The 15,137-nt window shown below is 70.4% G+C and carries 14 protein-coding genes; 10 read left to right on the forward strand and 4 right to left on the reverse strand.

Translation table 11 applies throughout. The annotated features are described in order from the left end of the window. Positions 1-3 precede the first annotated feature (3 nt). The 7 genes from ubiB to BLT78_RS14450 all read left to right on the forward strand — a co-directional run bounded on the left by ubiB (position 4) and on the right by BLT78_RS14450 (position 4,692). Complete coding sequence (gene ubiB, locus BLT78_RS14420; protein WP_090349630.1) at positions 4-1,584, forward strand: ubiquinone biosynthesis regulatory protein kinase UbiB; 1,581 nt, start codon at positions 4-6, stop codon at positions 1,582-1,584. 76 nt (positions 1,585-1,660) lie between these two features. Then, positions 1,661-2,065: a phosphoribosyl-AMP cyclohydrolase gene (hisI, locus tag BLT78_RS14425; protein WP_090349631.1), complete on the forward strand. Its 405-nt coding sequence runs from the start codon at positions 1,661-1,663 to the stop codon at positions 2,063-2,065. Further along, a complete protein-coding gene (locus BLT78_RS14430; RefSeq protein WP_090349632.1) occupies positions 2,058-2,405 on the forward strand; it encodes a phosphoribosyl-ATP diphosphatase in 348 nt (115 codons plus the stop codon). The genes hisI and BLT78_RS14430 overlap by 8 nt, the downstream gene beginning before the upstream one ends. Positions 2,406-2,430: 25 nt before the next feature. Next, the gene (gene tatA, locus BLT78_RS14435; protein WP_090349633.1) at positions 2,431-2,670 is read left to right on the forward strand and encodes a twin-arginine translocase TatA/TatE family subunit; all 240 of its coding nucleotides are present in this window, start codon (positions 2,431-2,433) and stop codon (positions 2,668-2,670) included. Between the two features lie 32 nt (positions 2,671-2,702). Further along, entirely contained in the window at positions 2,703-3,170 is a 468-nt protein-coding gene (gene tatB / locus BLT78_RS14440; protein WP_090349634.1) for a Sec-independent protein translocase protein TatB, read from the forward strand. Beyond that, positions 3,167-3,985, forward strand: a complete 819-nt coding sequence (tatC, locus tag BLT78_RS14445) for a twin-arginine translocase subunit TatC (protein WP_090349635.1) — start codon at positions 3,167-3,169, stop codon at positions 3,983-3,985. The genes tatB and tatC overlap by 4 nt, the downstream gene beginning before the upstream one ends. Continuing rightward, on the forward strand, positions 3,982-4,692 hold the full coding sequence (locus BLT78_RS14450) for a 16S rRNA (uracil(1498)-N(3))-methyltransferase (protein WP_090349636.1): 711 nt from the start codon (positions 3,982-3,984) through the stop codon (positions 4,690-4,692). The genes tatC and BLT78_RS14450 overlap by 4 nt, the downstream gene beginning before the upstream one ends. 69 nt (positions 4,693-4,761) lie before the next feature. On the opposite strand, the gene BLT78_RS14455 is transcribed toward BLT78_RS14450, so the two are convergent. From BLT78_RS14455 to pip, 3 genes are all read right to left on the reverse strand, one after another. Then, positions 4,762-5,961 (reverse strand): YbfB/YjiJ family MFS transporter, encoded by a 1,200-nt coding sequence (locus BLT78_RS14455; RefSeq protein ID WP_090349637.1) that lies wholly within the window; start codon positions 5,959-5,961, stop codon positions 4,762-4,764. Positions 5,962-6,052: 91 nt separating this feature from the next. After that, positions 6,053-6,490 (reverse strand): D-aminoacyl-tRNA deacylase, encoded by a 438-nt coding sequence (gene dtd / locus BLT78_RS14460; protein ID WP_090349638.1) that lies wholly within the window; start codon positions 6,488-6,490, stop codon positions 6,053-6,055. Next, positions 6,487-7,458: a prolyl aminopeptidase gene (gene pip, locus BLT78_RS14465; RefSeq protein ID WP_090349639.1), complete on the reverse strand. Its 972-nt coding sequence runs from the start codon at positions 7,456-7,458 to the stop codon at positions 6,487-6,489. Before pip ends, dtd begins: the two co-directional genes overlap by 4 nt. A 163-nt stretch (positions 7,459-7,621) precedes the next feature. Between pip and BLT78_RS14470 the strand changes: the two genes are divergently transcribed. Together BLT78_RS14470 and BLT78_RS14475 are read left to right on the forward strand one after the other, a co-directional pair. Then, a complete protein-coding gene (locus tag BLT78_RS14470) occupies positions 7,622-10,318 on the forward strand; it encodes a cation-translocating P-type ATPase (RefSeq protein WP_090349640.1) in 2,697 nt (898 codons plus the stop codon). A gap of 48 nt (positions 10,319-10,366) precedes the next feature. Further along, a complete protein-coding gene (locus BLT78_RS14475) occupies positions 10,367-10,963 on the forward strand; it encodes a DUF2238 domain-containing protein (RefSeq protein WP_090349641.1) in 597 nt (198 codons plus the stop codon). 9 nt (positions 10,964-10,972) lie between these two features. Here the strand turns inward: BLT78_RS14475 and BLT78_RS14480 are convergent, their stop codons facing one another. Continuing rightward, a complete protein-coding gene (locus tag BLT78_RS14480) occupies positions 10,973-11,440 on the reverse strand; it encodes an Lrp/AsnC family transcriptional regulator (RefSeq protein ID WP_090349642.1) in 468 nt (155 codons plus the stop codon). Between the two features lie 197 nt (positions 11,441-11,637). On the opposite strand from BLT78_RS14480, the gene BLT78_RS14485 reads away from it, so the two are divergent. Next, positions 11,638-15,105 (forward strand): indolepyruvate ferredoxin oxidoreductase family protein, encoded by a 3,468-nt coding sequence (locus tag BLT78_RS14485; protein ID WP_090349643.1) that lies wholly within the window; start codon positions 11,638-11,640, stop codon positions 15,103-15,105. The last annotated feature ends 32 nt before the right edge of the window (positions 15,106-15,137 follow it).

Genomic DNA, 15,137 nt, shown 5'->3' on the forward strand with positions numbered 1-15,137 from the left:
CGCATGAAGCTGCTCGCCCTGCGCCGCCTGATCCGCATCCAGCGGGTCGCCGTCCGCTACCGTCTGGACGACCTGCTGCTCGACCTGCCGCTGCCCTGGTGGCTGCGCGCCCTGCTGCGCGCCGCGCCCTGGCACTGGCTGCCGCGCGCACCGCTCGCCATGTCGCGCGGCGAGCGTCTGCGCCGTAGCCTGGAAGACCTCGGCCCGGTGTTCATCAAGTTCGGCCAGCTGCTGTCCACCCGCCGCGACCTGCTGCCCGCCGACATCGCCGACGAGCTGGCGCGCCTGCAGGACCGGGTGCCGCCCTTCCCGCCCGAACAGGCGGTGGCGCTGATCGAGCAGCAGCTCGGCGCACCGCTCGAGCAGGTGTTCAGCCGCTTCGAGCACCAGCCGCTGGCCTCGGCCTCTGTAGCCCAGGTGCACGCCGCCCAGCTCAGGAGCGGCGAGGACGTGGTGGTCAAGGTGGTGCGCCCGGGCCTCGAGCCGGTGATCCGCCAGGACATGGCCTGGCTGTTCCTCCTCGCCAAGGTGGCCGAGCGCGCCTCCGCCGACGCGCGCCGCCTGCGTCCGGTGGAGGTGGTCGGCGACTACGAGAAGACCATCTTCGACGAGCTCGACCTGCTGCGCGAAGCGGCCAACGGCAGCCAGCTGCGGCGCAACTTCGACGGCTCGCCGCTGCTCTACGTGCCGCAGGTGTACTGGGACTGGTGCCGGCCCAAGGTACTGGTCATGGAACGCATCTACGGCATCCCGGTGACCGACCTGGCCGCCCTGCGCGACCAGCACACCGACATGAAGAAACTGGCCGAGCGCGGCGTGGAGATCTTCTTCACCCAGGTATTCCGCGACAGCTTCTTCCACGCCGACATGCACCCCGGAAACATCTTCGTCAGCACCCGCACGCCGCACGATCCGCAGTACATCGCCATCGACTGCGGGATCATCGGCAGCCTCACCCCCGAGGACCAGGACTACCTGGCGCGCAACCTGCTGGCCTTCTTCAAGCGCGACTACCGCAAGGTGGCGCAGCTGCACATCGATTCCGGCTGGGTGCCGGCCGACACCCCGGTCAACGACTTCGAGGCGGCGATCCGCACCGTGTGCGAGCCGGTGTTCGAGAAGCCGCTCAAGGACATCTCCTTCGGCCAGGTGCTGCTGCGCCTGTTCCAGACCGCGCGGCGCTTCAACATGGAGGTGCAGCCGCAGCTGGTGCTGCTGCAGAAGACCCTGCTCAACATCGAGGGCCTCGGCCGCCAGCTGTACCCGGACCTCGACCTGTGGAGCACCGCCAAGCCGTTCCTCGAACGCTGGATGCGCCAGCGCATGAGCCCGCTGCAGCTGCTGCGCAACCTGCAGACCCAGGCCGAGCAGGTGCCGCAGCTGGCGAAGAAGACCCGCGCGGCGCTGGAGCGCCTCGGCCAGGGCGGGGCGACCGCCGCGCCGGCACGCAGCGCCTGGCTGGAGCGCCTGCTCGGCGCCGTGCTGCTGCTCGGCGCCGCCAGCCAGGGCCTGGCACCAAGCATGGCAACCTGGCCGACCTGGGCGATGCTCGCCGGCGGCCTGTACCTGGTCCTGCGCCGATAGCCAGCACGCGGCGGCACTGGCAAACTGACCGAATTGTGAACCGGCGCCCAGCGCGCCCCGGACAAGCGAACACGCAATGAGCAACTGGCTGGACGAAATTCACTGGAACGCCGACGGACTGGTCCCGGCGATTGCCCAGGACCACAAGACCGGACGCATCCTGATGATGGCCTGGATGAACCGCGAATCCCTGCAGCTGACCGTCGACGAGGGCCGCGCCATCTACTGGTCACGCTCGCGTGGCAAGCTGTGGCGCAAGGGCGAGGAGTCCGGCCACGTGCAGCAGTTGCACGAGCTGCGCCTGGACTGCGACGCCGACGTCATCGTCCTGCAGGTCGAGCAGCTCGGCGGCATCGCCTGCCACACCGGGCGCGAGAGCTGCTTCTACCGCGTCTACCAGGACGGCGCGTGGCAGACCGTCGACGCCGTCCTCAAGGATCCGCACGCCATCTACGAGCACAAGGGCCACAGCCATGAGTGAGCAGAGCAGCAACGACACCCTCGCCCGCCTGGCCGAGGTGCTGGAGGCGCGCAAGAACGCCGCCCCGGACAGTTCCTACGTGGCCAGCCTGTACCACAAGGGCCTGAACAAGATTCTGGAGAAAGTCGGCGAGGAATCGGTGGAAACCATCCTCGCCGCCAAGGACGCCGCGCAGAGCGGCGACTGCAGCGACCTGATCTACGAGACCGCCGACCTGTGGTTCCACTCCCTGGTCATGCTGGCCGCCCTCGGCCAGCATCCGCAGGCGGTGCTCGACGAGCTGGACCGCCGCTTCGGCCTCTCCGGGCACGCCGAGAAGGCCGCCCGTTCGCAATCCTGATTTCAACCTACTCGGAGATTCCATCATGGGACTCGGCGGCATCAGCATCTGGCAACTCCTGATCATCCTGCTCATCGTGGTCATGCTGTTCGGCACCAAGCGCCTCAAGACGCTCGGCTCGGACGTCGGCGAGGCCATCAAGGGCTTTCGCAAGTCGGTGAACGCCGGCGAGGAAGAACCCGCCAAGCCGCAGGTGGACGAGCCCAAGGGCCACACCATCCAGGGCGAAGTGCGCAAGGTCGACGAACCGGCGAAGAAGGACTGACGCACCCGCGGGTGCTGGAGCTTGGCTGAATCATGTTCGACGTAGGCTTTTCCGAACTGCTGCTGGTGGCCCTGGTGGCCCTGGTGGTGCTCGGCCCCGAGCGCCTGCCGGGCGCCGCGCGCACCGCAGGGCTGTGGGTCGGCCGCCTGAAGCGCAGCTTCGCCGCGATCAAGACCGAGGTCGAGCGCGAGATCGGCGCCGACCAGATCCGTCTGCAGCTGCACAACGAGCAGATCCTCGAGCGCGAGCGCCAGCAGCAGGCTGCGGGCCAGGCTGCAGCGCCTGGCGACGCTAGTGCGCCGGTCTCCGGCGCCACGGCAGCGCCTGCGCTGCCGACCGCCGAGCAGGCCAGTGCGCCCATCGCCGCCAACAGCCGCCTGAACGCGCTCCCCGCGCAGCAGGGCGCCGCCCACACGCCCGCCAGCGGCGAGGCCTCCCCCACCGCCGCCCAGCCCGCGGGCCAGCCGGCGACGCCCACTGAGCCACCGCGCCCGACATGAGCCAACCGTCCGCCCATGACGATCAGGAAATGCCCCTGATCGCCCATCTCACCGAGCTGCGCAACCGCATCCTGCGCTGCGTGGTGACCGTGCTGCTGATCTTCGCCGGGCTGTTCTACTTCGCCCAGGACATCTACGCGCTGGTCGCCGCGCCGCTGCGTGCCTACCTGCCGGAAGGCGCGACCATGATCGCCACCGGGGTGGCCTCGCCGTTCCTCACCCCGTTCAAGCTGACCCTGGTGGTGTCGCTGTTCCTCGCCATCCCGGTGATCCTCCAGCAGATCTGGGGCTTCATCGCCCCCGGCCTGTACCAGCACGAGAAGCGCATCGCCGTACCGCTGCTGGTCTCCAGCATCCTGCTGTTCTACGCCGGCATGGCCTTCGCCTACTTCGTGGTGTTCCCGATCATGTTCGGCTTCTTCGCCAGCGTGACGCCGGAAGGCGTGGCGATGATGACCGACATCGGCCAGTACCTCGACTTCGTCCTCACCCTGTTCTTCGCCTTCGGCGTGGCCTTCGAGATCCCGGTGGCGACCTTCCTGGTGATCTGGATCGGCCTGATCGACGTCGCCACCCTGCGCCGCAGCCGCCCCTACGTGATCGTCGGCTGCTTCGTGGTCGGCATGTTCCTCACCCCGCCGGACGTGTTCTCGCAGACCCTGCTGGCGGTGCCGATGTGGCTGCTGTTCGAGTCCGGAGTGTTCTTCGGCGCCATGGTGCGCAAGCCGCAGGCCGAGGACAGCGCAGCGCCCGCCGAGGCCGGCACCGCCCTCGCCACCCGCGACGACGACCAGCCGCCGGCGCCACAGCCGTGAACCTGCTGCTGCTGGAGGACGGCGACTTCGTCGCCGAAGGCCGCGCGCTGCTGCGCGGTCGGCGCCTGGCGCACCTGCACGAGGTGCACCGGGCGGAGAGCGGCGATGTCCTGCGCGTCGGCCGCCTCGGCGGTGCGATGGGCGCGGGGCGCATCCTGCGCCTCGACGCCGAGGCGGCGGAAATCGCCGTGGAAACCCTCGAGCAGAACCCGCCGGCCAAGCTGCCGGTCACCCTGCTGCTCGCCCTGCCGCGACCGAAGATGCTCAAGCGCGTGCTGCAGACCGTGGCCAGCATGGGCGTGCCGCGCCTGGTGCTGCTCAACAGCTACCGGGTGGAAAAGAGCTTCTGGCAGACCCCCTTCCTCAGCCCCGAGGCGATCCGCGAACAGCTGATCCTCGGCCTCGAGCAGGCGCGCGACACCGTGCTGCCGGAAGTCGTCATCGAGAAGCGCTTCAAACCGTTCGTCGAGGACCGCCTGCCACAACTGGCCGCCGGCACGCTCGGCCTGGTCGGCCATCCCGGCGACCACCCGGACTGTCCGCGCCTGGTGGATGCGCCGGTGACCCTGGCCATCGGCCCGGAGGGCGGCTGGATCCCCTACGAGGTGGAGAAGCTGCAGGAAGCGGGGCTGCAGGCGGTGCAGCTCGGCGAGCGCATCCTGCGCGTGGAAACCGCCGTGCCCGTGCTGCTCGCCCGGCTGTTCTGAGCCCGCGGGCGGCAAACGCGCCCGGCGGCTTCCGCCGCCGGGTCAGCTGCTTCGGCCTTCCCCAACCGCTCAGCAGGCCGCGGCAAGCACCGCCTGCGCCTGCCGGTCGCGCCGCTCGACCGCCTTGAGCAGCAGCAGCAGCGCCGTACCGAGCACCATCAGCGCGGCGGCGAGGTACAGCCCGCCGGCATAGCTGCCCAGGCTGGCCGCCAGCCAGCCGGTCACCGCCGGGCCGATGATCTGCGCCGCGCCGTAGGACAGGGTCATCTTGCCCATCATCTTCGCCGGCCGGCTCGGGTAGTAGCGCCCGGCCATGGTCAGCACCAGGCTGACCATGCCGACGAAGGTGCCGCCGAACAGCAGCGCCCCGGCCAGCGCACCCCACGGCCCGCCGGACAGCGGCAGCAGGATGCCCACCACCTGCAGCACCGCCGAAAGGATCAGCGCGTTGAGTTCGCCGGTACGGCGGGCGATCAGGTCCCAGACGATGCACGCCGGCGCCGAGGCCACGCCGATGGCCAGGAAGCTCCAGCCACCGAGGCCGTCCAGCCCGGGCAACTGGTCGACGATGGCGACGATGAAGGTGGCGCTGACCACGTAGCCGATCCCGGCGCAGAAGTAGGCGGCCATGAACACGCGCAGGAACAGCCGGCTCGGCGGATTGTCGGGCATCGGCTGGCCGCTGCTGGTCAGCGGGCTGGGATCGGGCCTGGGCAGCCAGGCCAGCGCGGGCACCAGCAGCAGGCCGCCCAGCGCGCCGAGGACCAGCCACTGGCCGCGCCAGTCCAGCCACTGGTCCAGCAGCGCCACCGCCACGGAGCAGCCGACGATGCCGAGGCCGACGCCGGAGAAGTGGATGCCCAGTTCGCTGCGCAGGTTGTTGCGGATCAGCCAGTTGAGGATCAGCCCGGTGCCCAGCAGCATGCTGGCCGCCGTGCTCAGGCCGGCGACGAAGCGCGCCACGGCCCACAGGACGAAGTCGGTGGTCAGCCCCATCGCCAGGGTACTGAGCACCGCCAGCAGCATGCCGACACGGTACAGGCGATCCTTGAGCACCAGGTCGCTGATCAGCGAGGCGAGCAGGGCGCCGGCCAGATAGCCGGCGTAGTTGAACGCGGCCAGCCAGCCGCCCTCGGCCAGGCCGAGACCGGCCTCGGCCTGCATCAGCGGCAGCAGCGGGGTGTAGGCGAAGCGGGCGATGCCCATGGCGAGGAGCAGGCTGAAGATGCCCGCGCCGAGCACCTTCATGCGTTGTCCCTGAGAGGTCATGGGCTGGCTTCCTGCGCAGTGGTGGAAGCCACACCATAGAGGGCGCTGCCCGTCGCCTCAAGCGATTCCTGCGACAACCCGCCGCAGAAGGTCACACCTCGAGCAGGAAGGTCACCGGTCCGTCGTTGACCAGGTGCACCTGCATCTCGGCGCCGAAGCGCCCGCTGGCCACCTGCGGATGCTGCTCGCGGGCGCGCGCCAGCAGGTAGTCGAACAGCGCCGCGCCCTGCGCCGGCGGGGCGGCGCTGGAGAAGCTCGGGCGCATGCCGCTGCGGGTATCGGCGGCCAGGGTGAACTGCGAGACCAACAGCAGTCCGCCACCGACATCCTTGAGCGACAGGTTCATCTTGCCGGCCGCATCACTGAACACTCGGTAGTTGAGCAGCTTGTGCAGCAGCTTGTCGGCGCTGGCCTCGCTGTCCTGCGGCTCGACGCCGACCAGCACCAGCAGTCCGCCATCGATGGCGCCGACCACCTCGCCGGCCACCTCGACGCGGGCGCCGCGCACCCGTTGCAACAGCGCCTTCATGCCTCGCCGTCCGGCAGGTCGAGCAGGCGCTTGGCCACCTGGCCGGTGGCGCGCACCAGCGCGTCGGTGATGCCCAGCTCGCCGGCGGCGTGGCCGGCGTCGCGGATGATCGACAGCTCGCTGTTCGGCCAGGCCTGGTGCAGCGCCCAGGCGTTGTCCAGCGGGCAGACCACGTCGTAGCGGCCGTGCACGATCACCCCGGGGATGTGGGCGATCTTGTGCATGTCACGCAGCAGCTGGTTGTCTTCGAGGAAGGCGTTGTTGATGAAGTAGTGGCACTCGATGCGGGCGATCGACAGCGCGCGCTGCGGCTCGGAGAAGCGCTCGATCACCTGGCCGTTGGGCCGCAGGGTGGCGGTGCGCCCTTCCCAGATCGACCAGGACTTGGCCGCGTGCATCTGCGCGATCTGGTCGCTGCCGGTGAGGCGGCGGTAGAAGGCGGCGACCAGGTCGTGGCGCTCCTCGGCCGGGATCGGCGCCAGGTAGTCCTCCCAGTAGTCGGGGAACAGGCGGCTGGCGCCTTCCTGGTAGAACCACTGGATCTCCTGCGGACGACACAGGAAGATGCCGCGCAGGATCAGCGCGTGCACCCGTTCCGGATAGGTCTGCGCGTAGGCCAGCGACAGGGTCGAGCCCCAGGAGCCGCCGAACAGCACCCACTTGTCGATGCCGAGGTGCTCGCGGATGCGCTCCATGTCCGCCACCAGGTCCCAGGTAGTGTTGCACTCCAGGCTGGCGTGCGGGGTCGAACGGCCGCAGCCGCGCTGGTCGAAGGTGACGATGCGGTACACGGTGGGATCGAACCAGCGCCGGCTCGCCGCGTCGCAGCCGGCCCCCGGGCCGCCGTGGACGAACAGCACCGGCAGGCCGTCCGGCGTGCCGCTCTCGTCGACGTACAGCTCGTGCGGATGATCCACCGCCAGCTGATGGCGCGCGTAGGGTTTGATCTCCGGATACAGGGTCAGCATGCAGGGCCTCCGAGGCTGGCGCAGGACCGTCGGTCCTGCCGGGATGAACGGCATCATAGCGAGGATTGGCGCCGCGCGGCATGCCCGGGATCAGCGCCGCTTGCAGGCCGCCGGCCAGCGCCTAAGGTGAAAGCCAGAGACCGGCGAGCGAAGGAAGCGGCCCGTGCGCATCACCCAGCTCAGCCCGCGCGAGGCGCTGGCCAGCCTGCACAGCAGCGCCGGCGGCCTCGGCTCGGCCGAGGCGCGCAAGCGTCAGGACGAGTATGGCCCCAACCGCATCGAACACATCCGCGGCGCGCCGCTGTGGCGGCAGTTCGCCGGCGAGTTCGTGCACTTCTTCGCCCTGATCCTCTGGCTGGCGGCGGCGCTGGCGTTCTTCGCCGAGTCGCGCGAACCCGGCGAGGGCATGGCCACCCTCGGCTGGGCGATTCTCGGCGTGATCGCCATCAACGGCAGCTTCTCCTTCTGGCAGGCCTACCGCGCCGAGCGGGCGATCGCCGCGCTGGGCCGCCTGCTGCCGCAGCAGGTCACCGTGCTGCGCGACGGCCGCGCCAACCGGCTGCACGCCGAACAGCTGGTACCCGGCGACGTGGTGCTGGTCCAGGAGGGCGACAGCGTGCCGGCCGACTGCCGCCTGCTGGAGGCCGACGGCCTGCGCCTGAGCCTGGCCACCCTGACCGGCGAATCGCTGCCGCAGAGCCGCACGGCCGAGGCCAGCGGCAGCAGCGACCCGCTCGGCGCCACCAACCTGCTGCTGGCCGGCACCGCGGTGGTCGCCGGCCACGGCCGCGCGCTGGTGTTCGCCACCGGCATGCGCACCGAGTTCGGCAAGATCGCCCGCCTGACCCAGACCGGCGGCGAGGGCCGCTCACCGCTGCAGGAGGAGATCGTCCGCCTGTCGCGCCTGCTCGCCAGCATCGCCCTGGGCATCGGCGTGCTGTTCTTCCTGATCGGCCAGGCGCTCGGCCTGCCTTTCTGGAGCAACCTGATCTTCGCCATCGGCATCATCGTCGCCAACGTCCCCGAAGGCCTGCTGCCCACCGTGACCCTGGCGCTGGCCATGGCCACCCAGCGCATGGCGCGCAACAACGCGCTGATCCGCCACCTGCCGGCGGTCGAGACCCTCGGCGCGGCCACGGTGATCTGCACCGACAAGACCGGCACCCTGACGCTGAACCGCATGAGCGTGCGCCAGCTGTACGTCGGCGACGGCCTGCTCGAGCTGCCGCTGGACGCCGCGCAGCGCCAGCGCTGCCGGCCGCTGCTGGCGGTGGCGCGGCATTGCCACGACCTGCGCGAGGTCAGCGAGGCCGGCCGCCAGCAGGTGCTCGGCGACCCCATGGAAGTGGCGCTGGTGGAAATGGCCCGCGACGCCGGCGAGGACGCCGGGCATGCCAGCCGGGTCCACGAGCTGCCCTTCGACGCGGCGCGCAAGCGCATGTCCACGGTGCACGACCTGGCCGAGGGCCGCCGGCTGTTCTGCAAGGGCGCCCCCGAGGTGGTGCTGGAGCTGTGCAACCGCATGCTCGAAGCCGGCAGCGTGCGCGAGCTGGACCCGGCGCGGCGCGCGCGCCTGCGCGCGGCCCAGGAGGGCATGGCCGGTCGCGGCCTGCGCGTGCTGGCGCTGGCCTGGCGCGAGCTGGCCGGCGAACCGCTCGGCGCCGAGCTGGAGAGCGGGCTGATCCTCGCCGGCCTGGTCGGCATCGAGGACCCGCCGCGCGCCGAGGTGCCGCAGGCGATCCGCCGCTGCCGCGAGGCCGGCATCCAGGTGATCATGCTCACCGGCGACCACCCGGTGACCGCCACCGCCATCGCCCGCGAGATCGGCCTGGTCGACGCCGCGCCGCCACGGGTGCTCACCGGCGGCGAACTGGCGCACCTGTCCGACAGCCAGCTGCAGTTCGCCCTCGACGCGCCGCAGATCCTCTTCGCCCGGGTCAGCGCCGACCAGAAGCTGCGCGTGGTCGAGGCGCTGCAGCGCAAGGGCGCGGTGGTCGCCGCCACCGGCGACGGGGTCAACGACGCGCCGGCGCTCAGGCGCGCCGACATCGGCATCGCCATGGGCGTGAGCGGCACCGACGTGGCGCGCGAGGCGGCGGACATGGTGCTGCTCGACGACAACTTCGCCAGCATCGTCCGCGCCGTCGAGGAAGGCCGCGCGGTGTACGCCAACCTGCGCAAGTTCCTCACCTACATCCTCAGCTCCAACATTCCCGAGCTGGTGCCCTACCTGGCCTTCGTCCTGCTGCGCATCCCGCTGCCGCTGACCATCATCCAGATCCTCGCCGTCGACCTCGGCACCGACATGCTGCCGGCGCTGGCCCTCGGCGCCGAGCGCGCCGACCCGCAGGTGATGCAGCGCCCGCCGCGGCCGCGCAGCGAGCGCCTGCTGTCCTGGCCGCTGCTGGCGCGCGCCTACCTGTTCCTCGGCCCGCTGGAGGCGCTGGCCGGGATGAGCCTGTTCTTCCTGGTCCTCGACTGGGGCGGCTGGCAGTACGGCAGCCCGCTGGCACGCCTCGACCCGCTGTACCTGCAGGCCACCGGCGCCTGCCTGGCCGCCATCGTGGTGATGCAGGTGGCCAACGTGCTGGTCTGCCGCAGCCCCACCGAGTCGATCCGCAACACGGGCATGGGCGGCAATCCGTTGGGCGGCAATCCGCTGCTGCTTGCCGGCATCGCCTTCGAACTGGCGCTGATCGCGGCGATTGTCTACACGCCCTGGGGCCAGGCGCTGTTCGGCACCGCCGCCCTGCCCGCCGCGGCCTGGCTGGCCATGCTGCCGTTCGCCGGGCTCCTGCTGCTGCTCGAGGAGCTGCGCAAGGCCTGGGTGCGGCGGCGCCAGGGGCCGCCACGGCAGTAGCCGAACGGCGGCTACACTGCAGGTGTCCGGCCAGGGAAGAACGTCCGCATGACTCCGCAAACCCAGCTGCGCCTGATCGTCATCCTGCTCCTGCTGGTCTGGCTGTGGGCGGCGATCGCCCCGCTGAGCCGCTCGGACTGGCTGCTGGAGAACCTGCTGGTGCTGTTCTACGCCGCCCTGCTGGCCGCCACCTACCGGCGCTTCGCCTTCTCGCTGGCCGCCTACTGGCTGTTCGCCCTGTTCATGGCCCTGCACCTGTACGGCTCGCACTACACCTACGCGGAAACCCCGCTGGGTTTCTGGGCCCGCGATGCCCTCGGCCTCGAGCGCAACCACTACGACCGCCTGGTGCACTTCGCCTTCGGCCTGCTGCTGGCCTGCCCGCTGCGCGAGCTGCTGCAGCGCCGCGCCGGCCTGGCCGGGCGCTGGCTCGACTGGCTGGCGCTGAGCGTGGTGATGGCGATGAGCGCCTTCTACGAGCAACTGGAGATGCTCACCGCGCTGCTGGTCAGCCCGGAGCTGGGCTCGGCGTTCCTCGGCACCCAGGGCGACGAGTGGGACGCACAGAAGGACGCCGGCCTGGCGATGCTCGGCGCCATCCTCGCCCTCGGCCTGCGGCCACGGCTGGCGCGCCTGGCGCGCTGAGCCAGGCCCTCACTCCAGCGGCAGCTCGGTGGTGCGCTTCACCTCACTCATGGTGATGTGCGAGTGCGCCTCCTGCACCAACGGGTTCTGCAGCAGGTGGTCGCGCAGGAAGCGCTCGTAGCCGGCGATGTCGCGGGCCACCACCTTGAGCAGGTAGTCGTACTGACCGGCCATCGAATAGCACTCCAGCACCTCGGGATAGCCGACCACGTCCGCCTCGAAGGCCTCGAGGTTGCGCCGGCCGTGCGTCGACAGCTTGATGTCGACGAACACCGTCATGCCCAGGCCGAGCTTGCGCGGGTCGAGCAGGGCGACCTTGCGCTCGATCACCCCCTCTTCCTGCAGGCGATTGATCCGCCGCCAGCACGGCGACTGCGACAGCTCGACCTTCTCGGCGATTTCCGCCGCCGACAGGTCGGCGTCGTGCTGCAGCAGGCGCAGGATGCGCCGGTCGAGGGGGCTCAGCGGACTGTGCATGATCATTTCCCGTTTGGAGTTGTTATGGAAAGAGTCATGCACAACATAGCCATTGCAGACGAAAAATAGAAAGAAAAAGCCCGCTGCCCTGCCCCATATTCTTGTCCACACCGTCTGCCGCGGCGATCCCGCGGACAGGCCGACCGCGGCGCCCACCGGTGCCGCTTCGCTCGCCATAAGAATAAAAGGAGCGCCCCATGTCTCTGGCCGAGATCCGTCTGGACGACAAATACCGCCTTGCCACCGGTCACCTCTACCTGACCGGCACCCAGGCGCTGACCCGCCTGCCCATGCTGCAGAAGCAGCGCGACGCCGCCTTCGGCCTGAACACCGCCTGCTTCATCTCCGGCTACCGCGGCTCGCCCTTGGGCAACCTCGACAAGAGCCTGTGGGAAGCCAAGCAGTACCTGCGGGACAACCACATCCACTTCCAGCCCGGGGTCAACGAGGAGCTGGCCGCCACCGCGGTGTGGGGCAGCCAGCAGACCAGCCTGTTCCCCGGCGCGCGCTACGACGGCGTGTTCGCCATGTGGTACGGCAAGGGCCCGGGCGTCGACCGCTGCGGCGACGTGTTCAAGCACGGCAACTCGGCCGGGGTGTCGCCGCACGGCGGCGTGCTGCTGCTGGCCGGTGACGACCACGGCTGCAAGTCCTCCAGCATCGCCCACCAGAGCGAGCACGCCTTCATCGCCGCGTCGATCCCGGTGCTCAACCCGGCCAACGTCCAGGAAATCCTCGACTACGGCATCCTCGGCTGGGAGCTGTCGCGCTACAGCGGCTGCTGGGTGGCGCTGAAGACCATCGCCGAGAACGTCGACTCCTCGGCGGTGGTCGAGGTCGACCCGCTGCGCGTCGCGGTGCGGATTCCCGAGGACTTCGTCCTGCCCGAGGACGGCGTGCACATCCGCTGGCCGGACCCGCCGCTGGTCCAGGAGGCGCGCCTCAACACCTACAAGATCTACGCCGCGCGCGCCTTCGCCCGCGCCAACCAGCTCAACCAGATCAAGCTGAATTCGCCCAACCCGCGCCTGGGCATCATCACCACCGGCAAGTCCTACCTCGACGTGCGCCAGGCCCTCGACGACCTCGGCCTCGACGAGGCACTGTGCGCCCGGGTCGGCCTGCGCGTGCTCAAGGTCGGCATGAGCTGGCCGCTGGAGCCGGTGTCGGTGCACGAGTTCGCCGAGGGCCTCGACGAGATCCTGGTGGTCGAGGAGAAGCGCAGCATCATCGAGGACCAGCTCACCGGCCAGCTTTACAACTGGCCGGTGGACAAGCGCCCGCGGGTGGTCGGCGAGTTCGACGAGGACGGCAACTCCCTGCTGCCCAACCTGGCCGAGCTGACCCCGGCGATGATCGCCCGGGTGATCGCCAAGCGCCTGGCGCCGATCTACAGCAGCGCGCAGATCGAGGAGCGCCTGGCCTTCCTCGCCGCCAAGGAAGCCGCGCTGGCCGCGCCCAGGCACCACACCGCGCGCACCCCGCACTTCTGTTCGGGCTGTCCGCACAACAGCTCGACCAAGCTGCCCGAGGGCAGCCGCGCCCTCGGCGGCATCGGCTGTCACTACATGACCCAGTGGATGGACCGCAACACCGACACCTTCACCCAGATGGGCGGCGAAGGCGCCACCTGGATCGGCCAGGCGCCGTTCACCGACACCCCGCACGTGTTCCAGAACCTCGGCGACGGCACCTACTTCCACTCCGGCCAGCTGGCCCTGCGCGCCGCTGTGGCCGCCGGGGTGAACATCACCTACAAGATCCTCTACAACGACGCGGTGGCGATGACCGGCGGCCAGCCGATCGACGGCGAGCTGCGCATCGACCAGCTCAGCCAGCAGGTCTACGCCGAAGGGGTGAAGCGCATCGCCCTGGTCTCCGACGAGCCGGACAAGTACCCGAGCCGCGCCGGCTTCGCGCCCATCGTCACCTTCCACCACCGCCGCGAGCTGGACGCCGTGCAGCGCGAGCTGCGCGAGTTCAAGGGCGTGTCGGTGATCCTCTACGACCAGACCTGCGCCACCGAGAAGCGCCGCCGGCGCAAGCGCGGCAAGCTGGTCGATCCGCAGAAGCGCGCCTTCATCAACCCGGCGGTGTGCGAGGGCTGCGGCGACTGCAGCGTGAAGTCCAACTGCCTGTCGGTGCTGCCGCTGGAGACCGAGCTGGGCCGCAAGCGGCAGATCGACCAGAACGCCTGCAACAAGGACTTCTCCTGCGTCGAGGGCTTCTGCCCGAGCTTCGTCACCGTTCACGGCGGCGAGCTGCGCCAGCCCGAGGCGCAGGGCCGCAACGCCGCGTTCGCCGAACTGCCCGAGCCGCAGCAGCCGGCACTGGAGCGGCCGTGGAACATCCTCCTGCCCGGCGTCGGCGGCAGCGGCGTGACCACCGTCGGCGCCCTGCTCGGCATGGCCGCGCACCTGGAGGGCAAGGGCTGCACCGTGCTCGACCAGGCGGGTCTCGCGCAGAAGTTCGGCCCGGTGATCAGCCACATCCGCATCGCCGCCAAGCAGGACGACATCTACGCGGTGCGCATCGCCGCCGGCGAGACCGACCTGCTGCTCGGCTGCGACCTGGTGGTGGCGGCCAGCGAGGAGGCGCTGGCCAAGCTCAACGACAAGATCGCCCACGCGGTGATCAACAGCTTCGAAGCGGCCACCGCCGAGTTCACCCGCAACCCGGACGCCGAGGTGCCCGGCGCGGCCATGCGCGAGGCGCTGCTCGAGGCGGTCGGCGCGGCCAAGACCCACTTCGTCGACGCCACCCGCCTGGCCACCGCGCTGCTCGGCGACAGCATCGCCAGCAACCTGTTCATGCTCGGCTTCGCCTGGCAGAAGGGCCTGGTGCCGGTGTCCGCCGAGGCCATCGCCAAGGCCATCGAGCTCAACGGCGTGGCCGTGGCGCTCAACCAGCAGGCCTTCCTCTGGGGCCGCCGCGCCGCCCATGACCTGGCGGCGGTGGAAAAGCTGGCCGCGCCCAAGGTGGTCGAGGCGCCGCGCTGCGAGAGCCTCGACGAGATCGTCGCTGACCGCGTGGCACGGCTGACCGCCTACCAGGACGCCGCCTACGCGCAGCGCTACCGCGCCCTGGTCGAGCGCGTGCGCGCCGCCGACCGCGATCCGCAGCAGCGTCTCGCTCAGGCAGTAGCCCGCAGCTACCACAAGCTGCTGGCCTACAAGGACGAGTACGAGGTGGCGCGGCTGTACAGCGACGGCGAGTTCGTCCGCCAGCTCGAGGCGCAGTTCCAGGGCGACTACCGCCTGCAGTTCCACCTGGCGCCGTCCTGGCTATGCAAGACCGATCCCACCACCGGCGAGCCGCGCAAGCGCGAGTTCGGCCCGTGGCTGCTCAAGGCCTTCGCCGTGCTGGCGCGCGGCAAGTTCCTGCGCGGCAGCGTCCTCGACCCCTTCGGTCACAGCGCCGAGCGCAAGCTGGAGCGCGCGCTGATCGCGGAGTACGAGCAGGACGTCGAGCTGCTGCTCGGCGCGCTCAGCCCCGGCAACTACGCCAGCGCCGTGGCGCTGGCCGAACTGCCGGCGCAGATCCGCGGCTACGGCCACGTCAAGGAACGCGCCCTGGCCAAGGTCCGCGAGCAGGCTGCGGCGCTGCGCGAGCGCCTGAGCGCCCGCGCGATCCCGGTGGTGCAGCTCTGCCAGCCGGCGGCCTGAATCTCCCCCGCTAACCCCATCCCCCTCTCCCG

The sequence above is a fragment of the Pseudomonas oryzae genome (genome assembly GCF_900104805.1).
Lineage (GTDB): Bacteria > Pseudomonadota > Gammaproteobacteria > Pseudomonadales > Pseudomonadaceae > Geopseudomonas > Geopseudomonas oryzae.